Consider the following 22,375-nt stretch of genomic DNA (forward strand, 5'->3'; position numbering starts at 1 on the left):
ATTGATGCAAATTCATTCACTCGACAAAGCGCAGCTGATCAACGAAGTTCAGCTTGGCAGCCAGCTCAGCCATGCGGTTGAAGGCGGGCGTCGTGCTGATTTTGCCCTGATGCTGGCCCTGCTCTCCCCCGAGCAGCTTGAGATAACCCCGGTTGACGCACTGCCTGCCGCGGGCAAGACAGAAAGCGAGCTGCGGGCTTACTTTGAACTGCCAGACCCGCAGCCGCTGTCGACCACAGAAAGTAGCTACCAGAATGCAGCTCAGCAAGCCAAGGCGTTCCACCAAAGCGGCTTGGCCGACGCTCGTCTGCTTGATGGCCTCAAACCCACCCCACTCTCCTACCCGCCGCAAGGAACCAAAGGCATGCCGGAAGAGGTGTACCATAACCTTTCAGGCCATGAACGCCGCCTGCTGCCGCCTACCGAAGACGCCACGATAAAAGCCTCACCGCAGGATCTGTATCTTTCACTGGTACAAGCCAAGCGGTTTGCCGAAATGTACGGTGTTTAAACCAGCACAATTTCCGGCGACGAAAGCGAGAGCCAGCGTTGCTTGCTCCCCCCATGACACGGTTGTTGCATTGACCGTATTATCATTACAGCATTAAATTCGTGACCGCCCTCATAGCATCATCACTTTTTCGCTGCACTATGATCACACTTCACTAACATTTTATGGCTGGGTCGTAAGTTTGGGGGATTATTCACAGACAAGCGCACCATTGCTCCGTAACCTGAATCCATGACTCGCAAGTTGGCTTTTGACAGTGTCATATAGGAAGAACTATGAATATTGCACATTCAGTCATACTCATCACCGCGGCAGGCAGCCCCTTGGGTAAAGCGCTATCGCTCCATTTTGCTTCACTGGGGGCAAAACTGGCATTGGTCGATGAGCGCCAACACGCCCTTGGCCAGACCCTACAAGCTTGCCAGGCTGTTGGAGCCTCGTGCCAGTCCTATCTGATCCCGGACCTGAGCGAGCGGACAATTGCCACGCTGATCAATAACGTCCACCAACATTTTGGCAGGATCGAAGTCTTGGTTAACTGCTGGGTAGGCTCAGAGTTGCCGTCTCTGCTTAGCCCATCTTCAGTCGATCAATTCAGCCGTTCGATGAGCGAAAAAGCCACCCCATTCTTCACCTTCGGCAAGCAAACCGCCCATTACATGCGCGATCACAACTGCCCCGGGGTAATCATCAACCTGGCGGCCAATGAAGATTGCCAGCATAATTATATCCACTCAGGTTCGAAAGCCATTGTTTCGGGCTTGACCCAAAGCTGGGCCAAAGAACTGGCAGAATTCAACATTCGCGTTGGCGGTGTGGTGCCGCTGACCATCGACTGCCCTTGCAATAACCACCATCATAAGCTCAGCTCGCCACTTCAATACGAGATAGCCCGCAGTGCAGAATATATCGTCGCCAACGACTACTTCAACGGCAGGATGATTGAAGCCGAAGTGAGCTAAAGCCTCCTTGCCCCGGTAAATTGACAGTCCTTAAACGAAAAAAGCCCGCCAAAATGGCGGGCTACATAGGTAGTCTAAAGTGCGCTAGCTAAACAATGATTAAGCTTCTGCTTTCTCTTTTTTAGCTTTTGGTGCTTTCACTGCTTCCTGGTCTTCTTTTTTCTTGATGACCGTTGTGCCTTCGAAAGTTTCACCTTCAACAAACGCCTTACCGTAGTAAGAAGCTAGTAGAACTTCTTTTAGCTCAGCAATTAGCGGGTAGCGTGGGTTCGCACCAGTACACTGGTCATCGAACGCTTCAACCGCTAGCTCATCAAGCTTCGCAAGGAAGTCAGACTCAGCTACACCCGCAGCCTGGATAGACATTGGGATTTCTAGGTTAACTTTCAGCTCATCCAACCATGCTAGAAGACGCTCAATCTTCTGTGCAGTGCGATCACCTTCCTGAGATAGGCCTAGGTGGTCAGCAACTTCTGCATAACGACGGCGTGCCTGTGGACGGTCGTACTGAGAGAATGCAGTCTGCTTAGTTGGGTTGTCGTTTGCGTTGTAACGAACAACGTTAGAGATCAGCAGTGCATTCGCTAGGCCGTGAGGTACGTGGAACTCAGCACCAACCTTGTGCGCCATTGAGTGACAAACACCTAGGAAGGCGTTGGCAAACGCGATACCAGCGATAGTTGCTGCGTTGTGTACTTTCTCACGAGCGATTGGGTCGTTAGCACCGTTCGCGTAGCTTGAAGGTAGGTACTCTTTCAGCATCTTAAGTGCTTGTAGAGCCTGGCCGTCAGAGTATTCGTTCGCAAGAACAGATACGTAAGCTTCTAGGGCGTGAGTTACCGCATCGTAACCACCGAACGCGGTTAGCGACTTAGGCATGTTCATCACAAGGTTGGCATCAACGATAGCCATTTGTGGTGTTAGCTCGTAGTCCGCTAGAGGGTATTTAGCACCGGTTTTGTCATCAGTAACAACCGCAAATGGCGTAACTTCAGAACCTGTACCAGAAGTAGTTGTGATACATACCAACTCAGCTTTCTTACCCATTTTAGGGAACTTGTAGATACGCTTACGGATGTCCATGAAGCGCATTGCTAGTTCTTCGAAGTGTGTTTCTGGGTGCTCGTACATAACCCACATGATTTTCGCAGCATCCATTGGTGAACCACCACCTAGAGCTAAGATCACGTCTGGCTGGAAGCTTTGCATTGCAGCTGCACCTTTCTCTACAACAGATAGAGTAGGATCGGCCTCTACATCGAAGAATACTTGAACTTCAATACCCTGAGCTTTCAGTAGTTTTACTACCTCATCAGCGTAACCGTTGTTGAATAGGAAACGGTCAGTTACTAGGAATGCACGTTTCTTGCCTTCTAGGTCGCCAAGTGCGATTGGCAGGCTACCACGACGGAAGTAGATTGACTTAGGTAGTTTGTGCCACAACATGTTTTCAGCTCGCTTAGCTACAGTTTTCTTGTTGATAAGGTGCTTAGGACCTACGTTCTCAGAGATAGAGTTACCACCCCATGAACCACAACCCAGTGTTAGAGACGGTGCAACGTTGAAGTTGTACAGGTCACCGATACCACCGTGAGTTGTAGGGATGTTTACAAGAATACGTGCAGTCTTCAGCTTGTCACCGAAGTAGCGGATGCGGTCTGCATTCACGTCTTGGTTAGTGTAAAGACCAGATGTGTGGCCGATACCACCGATTTCAACCATAGTTACCGCCTGAGCAACTGCATCTTCGAAGTTGTCAGCGCGGAATAGACCTAGAGTTGGAGACAGTTTTTCGTGAGCGAATGCATCGTCGTAAGACACTTTGCCCAGACCTTCACCAACAAGAACTTTAGTGTCAGCTGGTACTTTAACGCCTGCCATTTCAGCGATTGCTGGCGCTGGCTGGCCTACGATTTTCGCGTTTAGGTTACCGTCGATAAGCAGTACTTTACGTACTTTCTCAGCTTCTGCCTTAGATAGAACGTATGCTTTGTGAGAAGCGAAACGCTCTTTCACTTCGTCGTAAACTTCGTCAACAACGATTGCAGCCTGCTCAGAAGCACATACTACACCGTTATCGAAAGTCTTAGACATCAGGATAGAAGCAACAGCACGCTTAACGTCTGCAGTTTCATCGATAACAACTGGAACGTTACCCGCACCAACACCGATTGCAGGCTTACCAGAAGAGTAAGCTGCTTTAACCATGCCTGGACCACCAGTTGCAAGGATAAGTGCAATGTCATCATGCTTCATCAGTGCGTTAGATAGCTCTACAGAAGGCTGGTCGATCCAACCAATGATGTCTTTTGGCGCACCAGCAGCGATAGCCGCTTCTAGAACCAATTTAGCTGCATCGTTAGTAGAGTTCTTCGCACGTGGGTGTGGCGAGAAGATGATACCGTTACGGGTTTTAAGAGAGATTAGAGATTTGAAGATAGCAGTAGAGGTTGGGTTTGTGGTTGGTACGATACCACAGATGATGCCAACAGGCTCTGCGATAGTCATAGTACCTAGGTTGTCATCCTCTTCCAGGATGCCACAGGTCTGCTCATCTTTATATTTGTTGTAGATAAATTCTGAAGCGAAGTGGTTCTTGATAACCTTGTCTTCGACGATACCCATACCTGACTCTTCTACCGCTTGTTGCGCTAGAGGAATACGTGCTTGGTTGGCAGCTAGTGATGCAGCACGGAAGATTTTGTCAACTTGCTCCTGAGAGTAAGTCGCAAACTCTTTCTGAGCCGCTTTAACGCGTGCAACCATTGCATCTAGTTCAGCCATATTAGTAACAGGCATAGTTAACTCCTAACTTAAGATTGAAAACTTTTTAGTAAGGATGCGTACACATCCTAAGGGTTACCTGGCGAGCATCCGGCTCCAAAAAACAACCTGGTAACACACATACTTAGTAAATTGCTTTCAAAACTGATTATATTCTTTCACACCTCGAAAAAAATTGATTTAGATCACTTGTAACCATTTAGAGTTACACTTTGTTATTTTTTGACGCATATCACCCAAAAGCAATAACCTAAACGGTTGTTTTGTGACCATTGCGCTTGATGAACAACAAAGCAGAGCCAAATCCCGCGGTTATCTAGCCATATTATTACGTAATAAAGCTACACAATTTGTCATATCGATACCATAACGAGAGCTAAATCACATTTTTTTGTCGTACTTGAATCAGTTTTGTTTCATTAATGTAGCACGCGATCTACTCATCAAAGAGTAACCTAAACCAACCGCTTTTACACCACCGCAACAACAATTTCATAAATAACTTTATATTGCGGTAGGTATAACTATTTTTAATTGGTTAAATGCAAACGATTGGCTTAAAGTATCGCCGATCAACAGGTTTGTACTGTTTTTATCAAAGGTTAGATCATCGGCTGGCCCCCTATTGTTGACTCGGCCGCGCTTGCTCACCGTGCGACTTTTCTAATCTTTGGCAACATTGGCTTCCTGTTGGGCTCTAAACTCCCATAATTAGTACTAAACCCCATATGCAACCACTTGAATTAGCTATTTTTCTGCAGTTTTTTGTCGGTCTGATCGCTGCCGTCAACCCCATCGGAATCATGCCGATCTTTGTCTCGCTGACTGGCCATATGAGCCCGGAGGAGCGAAACAAAACGGCCCTGACCGCCAATATCGCCGTTGCCGTGATCCTGACCGTGTCGCTCCTTGCTGGTCAGTTATTGCTGGATATGTTCAGTATTTCCCTCGATTCGTTCCGTGTTGCCGGTGGCCTGCTCCTATTGACCATCGCTTTCTCAATGATGAGCGGTAAGTTGGGTGAGGATAAACAGAACAAGCAGGAAAAATCCGAGTCCATCAGCCGCGAGCAGATTGGTGTTGTTCCGCTGGCAATGCCGTTAATGGCAGGCCCGGGTGCCATCAGTTCCACTATCGTGTACGGCTCCCGCTACCCGGGGATGAGCAGCACGGTTGGCATTGCCATGACTATCGTGGCGTTTGCGTTTTGCTGCTGGCTCTTGTTCCGAGCCGCCCCGATCATCGTCCGTTTTCTAGGCCAGACCGGCATCAACGTCATCACCCGTATTATGGGCCTGATCCTAGCAGCACTCGGCATCGAGTTCATTGCCAACGGACTACGCGCCCTATTCCCGGGACTAGCCTAACCCCAGCCCACTCTGTGGCCGGATAGCTCTCCGGCCATAGAACGCCGCCAGTCCGTTCGCGTCCGCATTCTCCCCAACAAGCTCGCACCAAGCCCTTCACCTTCATGCCAAAGGACTATTTTGCTTACTACGACCCAACTATTTGGTTTATTATTTATATACTTATATAAATAACTAAGGACTCATTGCTTTGGTTACCCTGACCCGCAAACAGCGCCTTTACCAAATCATCTTCGGCACCCAAACCAAAGCTGGCCGGAATTTCGATATCGCGCTAATTGTCGCGATCCTTTGCTCTGAAGTCGTTTTGATCCTGTCTACCATCCGCTCTGTCGATTTCAAATACAGTGAAACGCTCACCACGCTTGAATGGACATTCACCCTGCTGTTTACCATCGAATATGCATTGCGCCTGTATTGCTCCCCCAAACCATGGGCGTATGCCCGCAGCTTTTATGGTGTCATCGACCTCATTGCCGTTCTGCCCAGCTATCTCGCGTTTCTATTTCCGGGCTCGAACTACCTGCTTATCATACGCCTGATCCGTGTCATGCGAATTTTCAGGATCCTCAAGCTTGCCCGCTTCCTCAAAGACTCCAATATCCTGTTGCGAGCCCTCCTGATGGCACAGCGCAAGATCTTGGTGTTCTTCAGCACTGTGGCCATCTTGGTTACTGTCCTGGGTTCATTACTCTACATCGTCGAAGGGCCCGACAACGGCTTTACCAGTATTCCCACCAGCATCTACTGGGCCATCGTCACGATTACGACAGTGGGTTATGGCGATATTGTGCCGCAGACAAATATCGGCAAAGCCATTGCTTCTTTTACCATGCTACTGGGCTACTCGATCTTGGCAGTACCGACCGGGATCATTACCGCCGAGCTCAGTCAGGAGATGCAGACCCAGCGACATTTGATCCGCTGCACTAACTGCTCGGCCAGCGGCCATGAGAGTGATGCTAATTTCTGCAAAAAATGCGGGACCGAGCTTCCCGAACACCTTTGATTTGCCTGCTGACGCCGTCCATATTCGGGCTCTAACAACAAAAACGGCACCCTTACAACAGGGTGCCGTTTTTTAATTTTGTGGATTTATCGCGCTTTACTGTTGGCGATTTAAATAGTCCGCCGCCTTATCTGGAAAATCAGTAAATACGCCGTCAACATTGGCTGTTCGGTAAAAGATGTCCAGCATGTCATTGAAGTCATTGGCATAGGCTGGAATGCGTCCTTCGTCGGAACGGAAGGTGTACGGGTGAACCTGCATCCCGGCGTCATGGGCAGCCTTGACCAGCCCCGTCAGCCTGATGTTACCTTTTACTGATTCATCAGACACCACCATCGGCTTCCAAGGACCGATGCCATCGGCGTATTTTGCCACCGCGGCCATGCCTCCTGGTTGGAACATCCAATCATAGCTGTAAGGTTTCGCACTGCCGTCCTCACCATACACCATGGTTTCATTCCAGTCGGTATAAGCCATCAACTGAACCAGTTTGACCTCCATTCCCATCGCTGGCATCAACTCATCGTGAATACGCTTGAGCTCGTTGTAGTCGAATGTTTGCAGGTATACCTTGCTGTCTTTACTGGTATAGCCGTATTGCTTGAGCGCCTTAAGCACGGCCGCACTGATATCCTTGCCTTCATGGCGGTGGAACCAAGGTGCTTTGATTTCAGGATAAATACCAATATCGTAGCCGAGGGTCTTGTTCAGCCCTTGGATCATCTCGATCTCTTCTTCGAAAGTCGGCACCTTGAAGTCAGACTGCCACATTGGAAAACGCCCCGGGAACCCCTGCACCTGTTTGCCCTCTTCGAGCTTGAAGCCTTCAGTCACACTGAGCTGCTTGATTTCGGCCAGGGTAAAGTCAATCGCATAATAGCGGCCATCATCACGGGCACGGTCTGGGAATACCGCAGCCACATTGGTGACACGGTCAAGGTAGTGGTCATGCAATACCACCAGCCGGTTATCTTTGGTCATCACCACATCCTGCTCGATGTAATCCGGCTTCATGGCATAGGCCAGCGCTTTAGAGGCAAGAGTATGCTCGGGCAGGTAACCGGAGGCTCCGCGGTGGGCCACCACCACCTTATCGGCGTTGGTTTGAGCGAAGCACGGGGAAGCAATTAGGGCACTGCCTATCACGGCAGCAAGGCAAGCTGTTTTCATTATTATGTCCTAGTCAACGCGTTATGATTATCTGTTTTTAATATAAAACATAAAGATATGAACACATCATAGTACAAGCATAATAATGACTCACCAGTATTTCAGTAGCATGACTTTCGTTATGTGTGATCGATAACGCTCGAAATTGAACGTAAAATTTTCGAATGGTGATCTTGGTGTAACTTTTGATTATTAGGCATAAAAAAAGCCGGAGTTTTCACTCCGGCTCATTGAATTCAAAGAAGGTTATCCTTTACTTACGGCGCCAAGTCGTACCTTGAGGGCCGTCTTCCAGGATAATACCCATCGCGGTCAGCTTGTCGCGGGCTTCATCCGCTGCCGCCCAGTCTTTCGCTGCACGGGCATCCAGACGCTGCTGGATAAGTGCTTCGATTTCAGCGACGTCTTCGTCTTCACCGGCACCACCTTGTAGGAAGGCTTCCGGCTCTTGAGCCAATAGGCCAAGTACATCTGCCAACTCACGCATGCGTGCACCCAGTGCAGAAGCCGCATTGATATCTTCCGCTTTCAGGCGGTTGATTTCGCGCGCCATATCAAACAGCACAGAGTAAGCTTCAGGCGTGTTGAAGTCGTCGTCCATCGCTTCTTTGAAGCGGGCAACAAACTCATCACCACCGGCAGCAGCAACCGAAGTATCAAGACCACGGAGTGATGTGTACAGGCGCTCAAGCGCTGAACGAGCCTGCTTGAGGTTATCTTCGCTGTAATTCAGCTGGCTACGGTAATGGCCAGACATCAGGAAGTAACGCACGGTTTCGGCATCGAAGTAACCCAGTACATCACGGATAGTAAAGAAGTTACCCAGCGATTTGGACATCTTCTCGCGGTCAACCATTACCATGCCGCTGTGCATCCAAGTATTCACGTACTGGGAGCCCGTTGCACAGCATGACTGGGCAATTTCATTTTCATGGTGCGGGAACTGCAGATCAGAACCACCGCCATGGATATCGAAGTGATCACCCAGGATAGCCGAGTTCATTGCCGAACATTCAATGTGCCAGCCCGGGCGGCCTGCGCCCCATGGTGATTCCCAAGTTGGCTCACCCGGCTTGGACATCTTCCATAGCACGAAATCAAGCGGGCTACGCTTGGCTGTTTCGATATCAACACGGGCACCGGCTTGTAGCTGATCAAGGTCTTGCTTAGACAGCTTGCCGTACTCGTCGAACTTGCTCACTTCGAACATCACATCGCCATTGTCTGCCACATAGGCAAAACCACGCTCGATCAGGCGCTCACACATCGCGATAATTTCAGCGATAAATTCGGTCGCGCGAGGCTCGATATCCGGGCGCTTCATGCCCAGTGCATCAAAGTCAGCGTGCATTTCGCCGATCAAACGCTCAGTCAGAGAGTCACAGCTTTCGCCATTTTCCGCTGCGCGCTTGATGATCTTGTCATCAATGTCAGTGATGTTACGAACAAAAGTCAGATCGTAACCCGAATAACGCAGGTAGCGAGACACCACATCGAATGACACAAACGTACGACCGTGGCCGATGTGACAGAGATCGTAGATGGTAACCCCACAGACATACATGCCAACTTTACCTGGCTGAATGGGTTTAAATTCCTCTTTTTGTCTTGTCAGTGAGTTATAGATCTTCAACATGTCTCTTCGATACTCATTTGGTGGGGTTGCAATTCAAGAAGGTAATTACACCTTTATTGGCCGCCCATAGCAAGGAAAATCACGCCATCGGGACGATTCTGCCACAATATCGTCAGGGATACTGCCGCCTTCACTTTGCCTGTCCAAGGTGCCAAGCCTTCACGCATATTCTATAGTTAAGCAAAAGGTCAATATTTCGCCTATTTATCACAGAGTTTGCCATTGGCAACAGTTAATATTGACGCCTATGTCGGGTAAGATAGAATCCAACGTTTAAAGCAATATACACCTATTTAAAGGACAAGCTCATGGTAACGCTTCACACTACTTTTGGTGACATCAAAATCCAACTAAACACTGAAAAAGCACCTGAGACCTGTGCAAACTTTCTACAGTACTGTCGTGACGGTTTCTATAACGGCACTCTGTTCCACCGCGTTATCGATGGCTTCATGATCCAGGGCGGCGGTATGGCTTCTGGCATGGAAGAAAAAGAAACTCGTGCACCAATCAAGAACGAAGCCAACAACGGCCTAAGCAACAAAGTCGGCACACTGGCTATGGCGCGTACTATGGAGCCGCACTCTGCAAGCTCTCAGTTCTTCATCAACGTTAACGACAACAAATTCCTGGACTTCAAATCAGAAACACCTGATGGCTGGGGCTACTGCGTATTTGCTGAAGTGGTTGAAGGCATGGACGTAGTGAACAAGATCAAAGGCGTTGCAACGGGCAACTGGGGCTACGTGCACCAGGACGTACCGGTAGAAGAAGTTGTTATCAACAACGTGACTATCGAAGAGTAATGCTTCACAAAGGGTGGCCAATGTGCCACTCTTCCCCTCTATGACCACACTTTTTATTTCCGATCTGCACTTGAGTGCCGACAGGCCTGACATCACCGCCTGTTTCCTTCGCTTTATGTCCACCGAAGCCCGTGGCATCGATGCCCTTTATGTATTGGGCGATCTATTTGAAATGTGGATTGGCGATGATGATGATTCCCCGTTCCACCAGCAAATAAAATCAGCCTTCCGCCAGCTCACCGACAACGGCGTGCCGTGCTATTTTATCCACGGCAACCGGGACTTCCTGATAGGCAAACGCTTCAGCCAAGAAACCGGGGTCGAGCTGCTGCCCGAGCACACTGTGGTTGATCTCTATGGCACTCCAACCCTGCTCCTGCACGGTGACACTCTGTGCACGCTCGATGAAGGCTATCAGCGCTATCGCAAGAAGGTACATAACCGCTTTATTCAATGGCTTTTTTTCCGCCTGCCGCTGCGCTACCGCCAGCGTATCGGTGAGAAGATGCGAAGCGACAGCAGCCAGACCAACCGGACCAAAAGCCAGGCCATAATGGACGTCACCCCCGGTGAGGTTGTCCATGTCATGGCAGAGCTTGGGGTCAACCAGATGATCCACGGCCATACGCACCGGCCTGACGTCCATACCCTGTCCGTCAACGGGCAAGATGCACGCCGCATTGTGCTAGGCGACTGGTATAAGCATGGCTCGGTATTGATTTGTACCCCGCAGGACTGCCAGCTTGAAACGCGCGATTTTCAGCCTTAGCTGCCTGTAGCTACAACCAAACACAGGCGGCCCGGCCAAACACCGTGCCAATAAAAAAGGTACGCCATGCGTACCTTTTTCAATTCCAGTGGGATAGCCCCTACTCGGTCGAACCTGCCAGCGCCTCTTTGCCAGCAAGTACGCGCTCTTTTGCCCACGAGCGATACATGGTGATAGCGGTATAGAGCACCACGCCAATCACCAGCCATGCCAGCAAGTGCAAATCAAGCGACTTTACGAGATACGCCGCAATCACCACGCCAATTGGGCCTGTAATCGCCACCACCAACGCCGCACGACTGTTGATGCGGTTCATCCGAATGAAACCACCCGCCGAGAAGAAGCTCAAGAAGGCACAAGAACACATCATAATAGGAAATGCCGCCAGCGGATGCATGCCCAACAGGTAGACCATGGTCATGCAGGGGGCGTAAAGGCCGATACCGACAGTCATCAAGGCACCAAACAGGAAATTACCGGCAATCGCCACCGCCAGTTTCCAGCCCGTCAGACCAAGCTCTAAGCCACCGAGCGGGAACAGCTTGAGCTGTCCGGCCAGCATCAGGCTGGCAACCACCAGCAGAGCCCCACTCATTACCAAGCGGATCAACTGACGATCCCAACTGGAAACTAAACGCGCACCAAAAGTTGCCCCTAGGCAGGCTGCCAACACCATAGAAACCATTGTCGTCGGATCGACGTCCACAGCAGTCAGGAAAATCAGGGACTGAACCACGGTCGCCAGTACCGCCTGGCAATTGAGCGTACCCGGCAACAGCTGATCGTCAATCAGCTTGAATTGTTTATAACCGGCCGTTTTAATGGCAAAGCTGCCCACACCCAAGGTGTCACAGAAGTTAGCGAAACCGCCAATCAGGCCAATCGGTAAAATTTTAGTTTGTGCTTCCTGCTCTCGATTTTTTCGCCATGAAAGGAGCAACATAGCGATAAAAACCAGTCCACCTACAAGCAATCCCGCTTGTATGACTGCAAATACTGTCATGAGTTACACAAATTTTTTTGGAAAGCCGCGGATTATCTATCATGAACACGAATAATTCCATGCGTAACATCATGGCAATTTCCCAAAAAAATGTAAGACTGTCCTAATAGGCCGGTTTTTGTCATAATTTGCACGAAAAGCCATACATAGGCCAAATGAGGTAACAGCACTCATAATGGTGTAACTAGGTAATAACAAATATTTGCTTACATGAATTCATATCTTGCCAGACAGCCGGTATTAAACAGGGAAAAAGACACTATCGGTTATGAGCTGTTGTTCCGAGACGGCCCGAAAAACAGTTTCCCAGAAATTGGCGATGAGCAAGCGACTCACCGCCTGTTGACTGATAACTTTTTAAGCTCTGGCAATAATGAGGTAACCTCGGGCAAAAAAGCCTTCATCAACTTTCCCCACAGCAGCCTGATCAACCGTATTCCTCTGCTTTTCCCTAAGAAAAGCTTCATCATAGAAATACTGGAAACCTGCCAGCCCAACGATGAGCTGCTCGAGGCGGTAAAAGAGCTTCATCATGCCGGCTATACACTGGCACTGGATGATTTTACGCCCACACCGGAATGGAACCGTTTTATCCCCTTCGTTCACATCATCAAGTTTGATCTCCGGGTAATGCCAATAGCCAAAGCTGGTTTTTTCATCCGACGGCACAGGGATAAAGGCAGCCGTATTACTTTCCTGGCCGAAAAGGTCGAGACTAATGATGAGTTCATGGCAGCCAGTGACGCCGGCTTTGATCTCTTTCAGGGCTATTTCTTCAGCCGCCCGGAGATCGTTCGCAAGAAGGCTCTCAAGCCCTCGGCCCTGACAACCCTGAGGCTATACCGAGAAATCAGCCGCCCGGAAGTCAACTTTAGCAAGGTTGAAAAGATCATCGCTACCGATGTGACGCTATCTTACAAATTACTTCACCATGTCAACAACATGACCTACACCCGTGCCAAACCGATCTCCTCATTCAAACAGGCTTTGGTGTATTTGGGTGAAGAGAAACTACGCCGCTTTGTTACCTTTGTCGCTACCTCCCATGCAGTTGAAAACAAGCCCGAGTCACTTTATTTCCTATCGCTACAGCGCGCTCGTTTCAGCGAGCAGCTTAGCCAGCAGCTAAAGGTCAATATTGACAGTAACCAAGCCTTCCTCACCGGCTTATTCTCGCTACTTGACTGCATCCTTGATCAACCCATAGAAGCACTGATCGATCAATTGCCGCTCGACACTCCCGTGCAGCATGCCCTTATCAACCGCCAGGGCCACCTAGGCGGAATACTGCGCCTAGCCATTGCCTATGATCAAGCAGACTGGAAAACGATCAATCGACTCTGTCAGGCTCTCAACATCAATGAATCAGTCGTTGCACAGACCTACCTCGAATCTTTAAAATGGGTCACTGTTTTTGAGCAAACCTTACCGAGCAAACCATGACCCAACACACTCAGCCGTGTCCATGCGGCAGTCAGCGCCCACTGACTGAATGCTGCCAACCAATCCACCGTAACCCAAGCTTAGCCATCCACCCAGAACAGCTAATGCGCTCCCGTTACAGTGCCCATGTCCTTGGCCTGGTCGATTATGTTGTAGCGACCTACCACCCCTGCTGTGAAGCAGAGCAACACCGTGAAGCGATTGCCAAATCGGTACACAGCCAGTGGCTGGGCCTGGAAGTGATCAGCAGCGAAATAGCGACGGAGAACGAGGGTTTTGTCGAGTTCAAGGCATTCTACCGAGACGGCAACGATCAATACTGCCTGCACGAACGATCTCGCTTCCTCAAGGAAACCATCAATGGCCTGCCACAGTGGTTTTATATCGATGGTGAATATCCAGAGCCCCCTGCGCCCGATGAGAGCAAACCCGCACCGGCAGCCAGCGACAAGATCGGCCGCAACGATCCTTGCCCGTGCGGCAGTGGCAAAAAATACAAAAAGTGCTGTGGCTAATGACGGTAGGGCTACCTGGATATTCCGCCTCGCTCAGCTCCCCTATTTCGATAGGGGAGTGGACGCCAAGAAAGGTTATTCACCAAACCGAATAAACCGCAGCACACCAACCCACTCATCCCGCCCATCAATCGTTAACAACTCGTATATCTTCTTGTTGCAAGGCGCTCTTTTCACCTTCCGAATATAAAGCATAAAATCGTTTAAGATCTTCGCACTACGCCGCTATTTGATTGAGATCCATTCGCCACAAACCCCCACCCCGATAAAAAATTAAAATTTCCGTAAAATTGCTATTGCAAATTAAATCCAGCTTCGTTAGTGTGAAACACAAGCAAGCGTTAATAATGATTTATACAGAGTACATAACTATGCGTATCCCAATGGTAAACCTACATCACCATCATCATCCTGATTAGTCTTTCGGGAGGATACGCCTCGCTCTGGAAGACGCAATAATACTCTTCCAGCGGTCGTGATAGCACAGATTACAAGACCCTCGGAAGAGACATCTTCCGAGGGTTTTTTCGTTTTCAGGCTCAACATCGAGTACAGGGATTAAAACAATGCAGACACAACGACTACGAATTGCCATTCAAAAAAAAGGACGCCTGAGTAAAGAGTGCCAGGAGCTACTCAAACGTTGCGGCGTGAAGTTCAACATGATGGGTGAGCGTTTAGTGGTTCACTCTGAAAACATGCCAATCGACCTATTGCTGGTTCGCGATGACGATATCCCGGGTCTGATCATGGACGGTGTGGTTGACCTCGGTGTCATTGGTGAAAACGAGCTAGAAGAAGTAGGCCTTGAGCGTGAAGCCCGTGGCGAGCCTGCCAACTACATCAAACTACGCCGCCTGGACTTTGGTGGCTGCCGACTGTCCATTGCCATCGACAAGGATGCCGAGTACAACGGCCCGCAGGATCTGCAAGGTAAGCGTATTGCAACGACTTACCCACAGTTAGTGAAACGCTACATGGATCAGCAAGGCGTGAAGTTCAGCACCTGTATGCTCAACGGTTCTGTGGAAGTCGCCCCGCGTGCCGGCCTGGCCGATGCCATCTGTGATCTGGTATCGACGGGTGCAACACTGGAAGCCAATGGCCTCAAAGAAGCCGAAGTGATCCTGCGCTCAAAAGCGGTACTTATCCAGCAAACCGGCGAGCTGTCAGCCGACAAGCAAGCATTGATTGAGCGCCTGCTCACCCGTATGCAGGGCGTTATCCAGGCTAAGGAATCCAAGTACATCATGCTGCATGCACCAGCTGAGCGCCTTGACCAAATCAAAGCCCTACTGCCAGGTGCCGAAGACCCAACGGTATTGCCGCTGTCTCAGGACAAGAGCCGCGTTGCGGTACATCTTGTCAGCTCTGAAAACCTGTTCTGGGAAACCATGGAACAGCTTAAAGAACTGGGCGCGAGCTCAATCCTTGTCCTGCCTATCGAAAAAATGATGGAGTAAGCAATGAAAACAGTTGTGTGGCAATCCCTGAGCAAAAGCCAACAAGAAAGCCTGCTAGAGCGCCCGGCGATCACCGAGGGTGCCAATATTACTGCGATTGTCGAAGACGTCATTGCTGACGTCTGTGAACGTGGTGACCAAGCCCTGCTTGAGCTAACCGAGAAATTCGATGGCATCAAGCCAGATAGCATCAAGGTCGGTCAAGAAGAAGTCACTGCGGCTTCGGAAAGATTGAGCGATGAGATGAAGCAGGCGCTGCAACAGGCATACCAAAATATTGCGACCTTCCATCAAGCACAAAAACAGCCGACACTGCGTGTCGAAACCCAGCCTGGCGTGGTGTGTGAGCAGGTAACCCGCCCGATCAACTCTGTGGGTCTGTATATCCCTGGCGGTAGCGCACCGCTGCCATCAACGGTCTTGATGCTGGGCGTACCCGCCCAAATTGCCGGCTGCCGCCAAGTGGTGCTGTGCTCGCCGCCACCGATCGCTGACGAGATCCTGTATGTCGCCCAGCTATGTGGTATCAGCGAAATCTACAACGTCGGCGGGTCTCAGGCGGTCGCCGCCATGGCCTACGGTACCGAGACCGTGGCCAAGGTCGACAAGATTTTCGGTCCGGGCAATGCCTTTGTCACCGAAGCCAAACGCCAGGTCAGCAATGATTTCCGCGGTGCGGCAATTGATATGCCAGCCGGCCCTTCAGAGGTTTTGGTGATTGCCGACAGCAGCGCCGACCCTGATTTCATTGCTGCGGACTTACTCAGCCAGGCCGAGCACGGCCCAGATTCGCAGGTAGTGCTGGTGACACCGGATCCTAGCATTGCCGATCGCACCGCCGATGCCATCCAACAACAACTCAAAGCTCTGCCACGTGCTGACATTGCCCGCCAGGCACTGGGCTCAAGCATCTTGATTGTGGCGGAAACCCTGACCCAGTGCGTGTCGATTTCCAACCACTACGGTCCTGAGCACTTGATTGTCCAGACCCGCAACCCGCGTGATCTGGTCTCTCAGCTGGACAATGCCGGTTCGATTTTCCTTGGCAACTGGTCACCGGAGTCGGTCGGCGACTACGCCTCCGGCACCAACCACGTTCTGCCGACCTACGGTTATACCCGTACCTATTCCAGCCTAGGGCTGGCTGACTTTAGCAAACGTATGACAGTGCAGGAATTAAGTGCTGATGGCCTGCAAGAATTGGCACCGACTGTTGTTGCCATCGCCGAGGCGGAAGGTCTCGAAGCCCACAAACGTGCGGTGACTATCCGAGTTGAAAAACTGGCCGCGGCTCAAGATGTATCAAAAGGGGTATAAGATGAAAATTGACCAACTGGCACGCAAAACTGTCCGCGAGCTGACCCCTTACCAGTCAGCACGACGCTTAGGCGGCAGCGGTGATATCTGGCTCAATGCCAATGAGTCGCCGTTTGCCAACGAGTACAACATCAAGTGCGATCGCCTCAACCGCTACAGCACTTGTCAGCCAACAGAGCTAATTGACGCCTACGCCGATTATGCCTCGGTACGCCCTGAGCAGGTACTGACCTCACGCGGTGCCGATGAGGGGATCGAGTTGCTGATCCGTGCCTTTTGCGAGCCGAACCAAGACAGCATCCTGTATTGCCCGCCCACTTACGGCATGTATGCCATCAGTGCGGAAACTTTCGATGTTGCCACCAAGGCCGTCCCTCTGACCGAAGAGTGGCAACTGGATCTCGACGCCATCCACGCCAACCTCGGCGGTGTAAAACTGGTCTTTGTCTGCAGCCCGAACAACCCGACCGGCAACCTGCTGAACCGCCAGGATATCGAATCCCTGTTGGATATGACCCAGGGCCAAGCATTGGTTGTGGTTGACGAGGCCTACATTGATTTCTGCCCGGAAGCCACCACAGCCAATATGCTGGATCAGTACCCGAACCTGGTGGTACTGCGCACTTTGTCAAAGGCCTTTGCCCTTGCCGGCTTGCGTTGCGGCTTTACCCTTGCCAATGCCGAGGTGATTGAGCTGCTGCTGAAAGTCATTGCCCCCTACCCGGTACCTGTGCCGGTGACCGACATCGCAGTACAGGCACTTTCACCGGCAGGTCGCGCCAAAACCAAGTTTCAGGTGCTGGATATCAGTGCCAACCGGGCTTACCTCCAGGCAGGGCTAGGGATGCTGGACGGCGTTACGGTATATGAGGGTTATGGTAACTACCTACTGGTGAAATTCCCCGATGCGGATGCCCTGTTTAATGCCTTATGGGACCACGGCATTATCCTGCGCCGCTCACCGATAGAGAACTGTATCCGGATCAGTATCGGCAGCCGCGACGAATGCGAAAAAACTCTGGCCTTCATCCGAGAGCAGCTAGGACAAAATTAACAGAAAGGACAACACTGTGAGCAAGGAAAAAATCTTATTTATCGACCGTGACGGCACCCTGATTGTCGAACCACCCGTTGACTTTCAGGTCGACCGCCTCGACAAGCTCAAGCTGGAGCCCTTTGTGATCCCAGCCTTGCTGAAGCTGCAGGATGCCGGCTACAAACTGGTGATGGTCACCAACCAAGACGGCCTGGGCACCAGCAGCTACCCGCAGGAGGATTTCGATGCGCCGCACAATATGATGATGGAGATCTTCGAATCCCAAGGGGTGAAATTCGATGATGTCCTGATCTGCCCGCACTTCGATGAAGACAACTGCAGCTGCCGGAAGCCCAAACTGGGCTTGGTCAAAGGCTACCTCCAGCAAGGCAAGGTCGACTTTGAAACCTCGGCGGTGATTGGCGATCGCCAAACCGACCTGCAACTGGCAGAAAACATGGCGATCCGTGGTATCCAGTACAACCCTCAGACCATGGGCTGGCAACAGATCGTTAAAGATCTCACCACCCGCCCGCGGATCGCCGAGGTAGTGCGTACCACCAAGGAGACCGATATCCGGGTCAAGGTGAACCTCGACGAAACCGGCGGTAACCGCATCAGTTCCGGCCTCGGCTTTTTCGACCACATGCTGGATCAAATCGCGACCCACGGCGGCTTTCGGATGGAGCTGACCGTCGACGGTGACCTGCACATCGACGATCACCACAGCGTAGAAGATGCCGCGCTGGCTCTAGGCGAAGCGTTGAAGACAGCGCTAGGCGACAAGCGGGGTATTGGCCGCTTTGGCTTCAGCCTGCCAATGGACGAATGCTTAGCACAATGTGCCTTGGATCTGTCCGGCCGTCCGTACCTGAAGTTCGATGCGACCTTCAGCCGCGAGCAAGTGGGTGATTTGTCGACAGAAATGGTCTCGCACTTCTTCCGATCGCTGACCGATACGCTGGCGTGTACCCTGCACTTGTCATCAAAGGGAGACAATGACCACCACATTGTCGAAAGCCTATTCAAGGCCTTTGGCCGCACCCTGCGCCAGGCTATCCGCGTTGAAGGTAATGAGCTACCGAGCAGCAAGGGAGTGTTGTAATGACAGCGTCGAGCCAACAAGTCGTCATCATCGATACCGGCTGCGCCAATGTGTCATCGGTGCGCTTTGCCATCGAGCGTTTAGGCTATCCGGTGACCGTCAGCAAAGATCCCAAGGTGGTCTTGGCGGCGGACAAACTGTTCCTGCCGGGCGTCGGCACCGCTAGCGAGGCAATGAAAAACCTCGAGGAGCGTGACCTTATCACACTGGTTAAGCAGGTCGACAAGCCGCTACTAGGGATTTGTCTTGGCATGCAACTGCTCGGCGAGTTCTCTGAAGAACAAGGTCAGAACGGGACTGAGCAGGTGAATTGCCTTGGCCTGTGCGGCGCACCGGTGAAAAAGATGCAAACAGGCGAGTTGCCCCTGCCCCACATGGGCTGGAATACCGTCACCGCAGAAACGTGCCACCCGCTGTTCAAAGATATTCCTGCAGACAGCTATTTTTACTTTGTGCACAGCTATGCCATGCCGGTGTTTGACGAACCACAGGCTGGTCGTACCATTGCACGCTGCGAATACGGCCAAGCGTTTACCGCTGCGGTCCAGAGCGGCAACTATTATGGCGTTCAGTTCCACCCTGAACGCTCGAGTAAAGCTGGCTCCCAGTTGATCAAAAACTTTCTTGAAATGTAAGGACACCAAAAGGACTTGTTATGATTATTCCCGCTCTCGATTTAATTGAAGGCCAGGTTGTCCGCCTGTTTCAAGGAGACTACGGCAAGGTGACCGAATACAAAGTCGATCCTGCCGAGCAATTCAACCTCTACCACCAAGCTGGCGCAAACTGGCTGCACTTGGTTGATCTTACCGGTGCCAAAGATACTTCTGCCCGCCAGCTCGATTTGATTAGCAAACTGCTGGCCAGCACACCGGCCAATATCCAGATCGGTGGTGGCGTCCGCACCGAGCAGGATGTCGCAGACCTGCTCAATGCCGGTGCCCAGCGTGTGGTGATCGGCTCAACGGCCGTCAAGCAGCCAGAGCTTGTAAAAGGTTGGATGGAAAAATACGGCCCCGATCGCATTGTGCTGGCGCTTGATATCAATATCGATGCCAACGGTAAACGCAATGTGGCGGTGTCAGGCTGGCAGGAAGATTCAGGCGTAACCATCGAAGCGCTGTTGAATGACTTTTTGACGGTTGGTCTGCAGCATGTGCTATGTACCGATATTTCCCGAGACGGCACGCTGGAAGGCTCAAACGTCGAACTGTACCAAGACTTGTGCGCCCAGTACCCGCAGGTTCAATTCCAGTCATCAGGCGGCATAGGCTCGCTGGATGACATCTCAGCCCTCAAAGGCTCTGGGGTTGCTGGCGTGATCGTCGGCCGAGCTCTGCTCGATGGCAAATTTACCGCAGAGCAAGCCTTTGCTTGCTGGGCAGAATAAGGCAAGGAGAAAAACCATGTTAGCTAGACGAATTATTCCCTGCCTTGATGTAAGAGATGGCCAAGTGGTCAAAGGAGTGCAGTTCCGCAACCACGAGATCATTGGGGACATCGTCCCGCTCGCCAAGCGCTACGCCGAAGAAGGCGCCGACGAACTGGTGTTCTACGACATCACCGCCTCCAGTGATGGCCGGGTGGTTGATAAGAGCTGGGTTGCCCGGGTAGCCGAAGTGATCGACATTCCTTTCTGTGTCGCCGGCGGGATCAAGTCCGCCGAGGATGCCAGTCGTATCTTGCAGTTTGGTGCCGACAAGGTGTCGATCAACTCACCGGCCCTGGCCGATCCAAACCTGATCACCGAGCTGGCCGATAAATTTGGTGTTCAATGCATAGTGGTCGGTATCGACTCCTATTTTGATGCCGATAGCGGTAAATACCAAGTCTACCAGTTCACCGGTGATGAAAACCGCACCAAGGCAACCCGCTGGGAAACCCGCGATTGGGTGCAAGAAGTCCAGCGCCGAGGTGCCGGTGAGATTGTCCTTAACATGATGAACCAGGACGGCGTGCGTAACGGCTACGATCTCACCCAGCTCAATATGGTACGTGAAATCTGCCATGTGCCGCTCATTGCCTCTGGCGGGGCCGGTGAAATGGTGCACTTTGCCGATGCCTTCAAGCAAGCGAATGTCGACGGCGCCCTCGCCGCGTCGGTGTTCCACAAACAAATCATCAATATCGGTGAACTCAAGCAATACCTGAAACAACAAGATGTGGAGATCCGACTATGAGCCTAGCAAACAGTATCAATTGGGACAAAGTAGACGGACTGGTGCCGGCAATTGTCCAGGACAATAACAGTGGTCAAGTACTGATGCTCGGCTACATGAATGATGAAGCTCTGAGTAAAACCCTTGAGACAAAGCAAGTCACTTTTTGGTCTCGGACCAAAGCGCGCTTGTGGACCAAGGGCGAGACCTCGGGCAACGTGCTGCAGCTAAAAAGCATCAAGCTCGATTGCGATCAGGACACCCTGTTGGTGAAAGTCGACCCTATCGGCCCGACCTGCCACCTGGGTACCACCACCTGTTTTGACAATGACACTGCCGAAGAAGGACAAGTCGAGCAGCCTGCTCTGGTGTTCCTTCATCAACTTGAGCAGGTCTTGGCTGCTCGTAAAGGTGCCGATCCTGAGTCGTCCTACACTGCCAGCCTGTATGCCCGTGGGACCAAGCGGATTTCGCAGAAGGTGGGCGAAGAAGGGGTTGAAGTCGCGCTTGCGGCAACGTCGGGTGACAAGGCGGAGTTAGTCTGTGAGTCAGCCGATCTGATCTACCACTTACTGGTACTGCTGCAAGATCAGGGGATGTCCCTGTCGGATGTCACCGCCAAGTTGCAAGAGCGCCACAAATAGCCGAAACAGTACCCCCGATAAAACAAAGCCCAGAGTGATCTGGGCTTTGTTGCTTATCGAACCATATACGCTAGGAATCAGCAACTTACTAACGGCCAAGCGCCTCTTTATAGTGCTTGCGGCACACCGAAACATAGCGGTCATTGCCGCCGATTTCGACCTGGTCGCCGTCAGCAATCGCCTTGCCGCTGGCATCTTGACGGATCACCATATTGGCTTTACGACCACAATGGCAAATAGTTTTCAATTCTACCAATTTATCTGCCCACGCGAGCAAATAACGGCTGCCTTCAAACAGCTCACCACGAAAGTCACTGCGCAAGCCATAGCAAAGCACCGGAATATTCAGCTTGTCGACGACTTCGGTTAATTGGTACACCTGCACTTTGGTCAAGAATTGGCATTCATCAATCAGCACACAGTCAACTTTCTTGGTCGCATTCATATCCTGCAGACGAGCATACAGATCATCGCTGGTACTGAACAGCTCAGCATCTTCCTGCAAACCAATTCGCGAACTGACCTTGCCTTTACCGTAACGGTCATCAATTGCAGCGGTGAAAATCACCGGCGTCATGCCGCGCTCGCGGTAATTAAAAGATGACTGCAATAATGTTGTCGACTTACCCGCATTCATTGCCGAGTAATAGAAATACATCTGGGCCATTAAGCTTCC

General features: G+C 51.3%; 21 protein-coding genes and 1 other annotated feature. Of the genes, 16 read left to right on the plus strand and 5 right to left on the minus strand.

Features of this window, described 5'->3' with window-relative positions:
• Nucleotides 1-4 precede the first annotated feature (4 nt).
• Nucleotides 5-511 (plus strand): VC2046/SO_2500 family protein, encoded by a 507-nt coding sequence (locus C9J03_RS14405; RefSeq protein WP_044622837.1) that lies wholly within the window; start codon nucleotides 5-7, stop codon nucleotides 509-511.
• 275 nt (nucleotides 512-786) lie between these two features.
• Nucleotides 787-1,473 (plus strand): SDR family oxidoreductase, encoded by a 687-nt coding sequence (locus C9J03_RS14410; protein ID WP_044622836.1) that lies wholly within the window; start codon nucleotides 787-789, stop codon nucleotides 1,471-1,473.
• 99 nt (nucleotides 1,474-1,572) lie between these two features.
• Here C9J03_RS14410 and adhE read toward each other — a convergent pair whose 3' ends face one another.
• The gene (gene adhE / locus C9J03_RS14415) at nucleotides 1,573-4,272 is read right to left on the minus strand and encodes a bifunctional acetaldehyde-CoA/alcohol dehydrogenase (protein ID WP_044622835.1); all 2,700 of its coding nucleotides are present in this window, start codon (nucleotides 4,270-4,272) and stop codon (nucleotides 1,573-1,575) included.
• Between the two features lie 713 nt (nucleotides 4,273-4,985).
• On the opposite strand from adhE, the gene C9J03_RS14420 reads away from it, so the two are divergent.
• Nucleotides 4,986-5,624 carry a YchE family NAAT transporter gene (locus C9J03_RS14420; protein ID WP_044622834.1) on the plus strand — a complete coding sequence of 213 codons (639 nt, stop codon included), beginning with the start codon at nucleotides 4,986-4,988 and terminating at the stop codon, nucleotides 5,622-5,624.
• Between the two features lie 190 nt (nucleotides 5,625-5,814).
• Nucleotides 5,815-6,633, plus strand: a complete 819-nt coding sequence (locus C9J03_RS14425) for an ion transporter (RefSeq protein ID WP_044622833.1) — start codon at nucleotides 5,815-5,817, stop codon at nucleotides 6,631-6,633.
• 96 nt (nucleotides 6,634-6,729) lie between these two features.
• On the opposite strand, the gene glpQ is transcribed toward C9J03_RS14425, so the two are convergent.
• On the minus strand, nucleotides 6,730-7,803 hold the full coding sequence (gene glpQ, locus C9J03_RS14430) for a glycerophosphodiester phosphodiesterase (protein ID WP_044622832.1): 1,074 nt from the start codon (nucleotides 7,801-7,803) through the stop codon (nucleotides 6,730-6,732).
• Between the two features lie 253 nt (nucleotides 7,804-8,056).
• Nucleotides 8,057-9,439 (minus strand): cysteine--tRNA ligase, encoded by a 1,383-nt coding sequence (gene cysS, locus C9J03_RS14435; RefSeq protein WP_044622831.1) that lies wholly within the window; start codon nucleotides 9,437-9,439, stop codon nucleotides 8,057-8,059.
• 308 nt (nucleotides 9,440-9,747) lie between these two features.
• Between cysS and C9J03_RS14440 the strand changes: the two genes are divergently transcribed.
• Entirely contained in the window at nucleotides 9,748-10,245 is a 498-nt protein-coding gene (locus C9J03_RS14440) for a peptidylprolyl isomerase (protein ID WP_044622830.1), read from the plus strand.
• Between the two features lie 40 nt (nucleotides 10,246-10,285).
• On the plus strand, nucleotides 10,286-11,014 hold the full coding sequence (gene lpxH / locus C9J03_RS14445) for a UDP-2,3-diacylglucosamine diphosphatase (RefSeq protein WP_044622829.1): 729 nt from the start codon (nucleotides 10,286-10,288) through the stop codon (nucleotides 11,012-11,014).
• A 100-nt stretch (nucleotides 11,015-11,114) separates the two neighbouring features.
• Here the strand turns inward: lpxH and C9J03_RS14450 are convergent, their stop codons facing one another.
• Nucleotides 11,115-12,017 carry a sulfite exporter TauE/SafE family protein gene (locus tag C9J03_RS14450; RefSeq protein WP_044622828.1) on the minus strand — a complete coding sequence of 301 codons (903 nt, stop codon included), beginning with the start codon at nucleotides 12,015-12,017 and terminating at the stop codon, nucleotides 11,115-11,117.
• 210 nt (nucleotides 12,018-12,227) lie between these two features.
• On the opposite strand from C9J03_RS14450, the gene C9J03_RS14455 reads away from it, so the two are divergent.
• The 10 genes from C9J03_RS14455 (at nucleotide 12,228) to hisIE (ending at nucleotide 21,699) form a co-directional block, all read left to right on the plus strand.
• Nucleotides 12,228-13,460 carry an EAL and HDOD domain-containing protein gene (locus C9J03_RS14455; protein ID WP_044622827.1) on the plus strand — a complete coding sequence of 411 codons (1,233 nt, stop codon included), beginning with the start codon at nucleotides 12,228-12,230 and terminating at the stop codon, nucleotides 13,458-13,460.
• Entirely contained in the window at nucleotides 13,457-13,975 is a 519-nt protein-coding gene (locus tag C9J03_RS14460) for a YchJ family metal-binding protein (RefSeq protein ID WP_044622826.1), read from the plus strand. The genes C9J03_RS14455 and C9J03_RS14460 overlap by 4 nt, the downstream gene beginning before the upstream one ends.
• A gap of 394 nt (nucleotides 13,976-14,369) precedes the next feature.
• Nucleotides 14,370-14,506 (plus strand) — a sequence feature (His leader region).
• Between the two features lie 35 nt (nucleotides 14,507-14,541).
• Nucleotides 14,542-15,438 carry an ATP phosphoribosyltransferase gene (hisG, locus tag C9J03_RS14465; protein WP_044622825.1) on the plus strand — a complete coding sequence of 299 codons (897 nt, stop codon included), beginning with the start codon at nucleotides 14,542-14,544 and terminating at the stop codon, nucleotides 15,436-15,438.
• A 3-nt stretch (nucleotides 15,439-15,441) separates the two neighbouring features.
• Entirely contained in the window at nucleotides 15,442-16,755 is a 1,314-nt protein-coding gene (hisD, locus tag C9J03_RS14470) for a histidinol dehydrogenase (protein ID WP_044622824.1), read from the plus strand.
• 1 nt (nucleotide 16,756) lies between these two features.
• Nucleotides 16,757-17,809 carry a histidinol-phosphate transaminase gene (gene hisC / locus C9J03_RS14475; protein WP_082060579.1) on the plus strand — a complete coding sequence of 351 codons (1,053 nt, stop codon included), beginning with the start codon at nucleotides 16,757-16,759 and terminating at the stop codon, nucleotides 17,807-17,809.
• Nucleotides 17,810-17,825: 16 nt separating this feature from the next.
• On the plus strand, nucleotides 17,826-18,896 hold the full coding sequence (gene hisB, locus C9J03_RS14480; protein ID WP_044622823.1) for a bifunctional histidinol-phosphatase/imidazoleglycerol-phosphate dehydratase HisB: 1,071 nt from the start codon (nucleotides 17,826-17,828) through the stop codon (nucleotides 18,894-18,896).
• The gene (hisH, locus tag C9J03_RS14485; RefSeq protein WP_044622822.1) at nucleotides 18,896-19,531 is read left to right on the plus strand and encodes an imidazole glycerol phosphate synthase subunit HisH; all 636 of its coding nucleotides are present in this window, start codon (nucleotides 18,896-18,898) and stop codon (nucleotides 19,529-19,531) included. The genes hisB and hisH overlap by 1 nt, the downstream gene beginning before the upstream one ends.
• A gap of 20 nt (nucleotides 19,532-19,551) precedes the next feature.
• A complete protein-coding gene (gene hisA / locus C9J03_RS14490) occupies nucleotides 19,552-20,286 on the plus strand; it encodes a 1-(5-phosphoribosyl)-5-[(5-phosphoribosylamino)methylideneamino]imidazole-4-carboxamide isomerase (protein WP_044622821.1) in 735 nt (244 codons plus the stop codon).
• 16 nt (nucleotides 20,287-20,302) lie between these two features.
• Complete coding sequence (gene hisF / locus C9J03_RS14495; protein ID WP_039463240.1) at nucleotides 20,303-21,076, plus strand: imidazole glycerol phosphate synthase subunit HisF; 774 nt, start codon at nucleotides 20,303-20,305, stop codon at nucleotides 21,074-21,076.
• Nucleotides 21,073-21,699 (plus strand): bifunctional phosphoribosyl-AMP cyclohydrolase/phosphoribosyl-ATP diphosphatase HisIE, encoded by a 627-nt coding sequence (hisIE, locus tag C9J03_RS14500; protein WP_044622820.1) that lies wholly within the window; start codon nucleotides 21,073-21,075, stop codon nucleotides 21,697-21,699. The genes hisF and hisIE overlap by 4 nt, the downstream gene beginning before the upstream one ends.
• Nucleotides 21,700-21,787: 88 nt before the next feature.
• Here hisIE and C9J03_RS14505 read toward each other — a convergent pair whose 3' ends face one another.
• Nucleotides 21,788-22,366, minus strand: coding sequence for a thymidine kinase (locus tag C9J03_RS14505; RefSeq protein ID WP_044622819.1), 579 nt, complete (start codon nucleotides 22,364-22,366; stop codon nucleotides 21,788-21,790).
• Nucleotides 22,367-22,375 lie beyond the last annotated feature (9 nt).

The organism is Photobacterium gaetbulicola (assembly GCF_003025515.1).
GTDB classification, from domain to species: domain Bacteria; phylum Pseudomonadota; class Gammaproteobacteria; order Enterobacterales; family Vibrionaceae; genus Photobacterium; species Photobacterium gaetbulicola.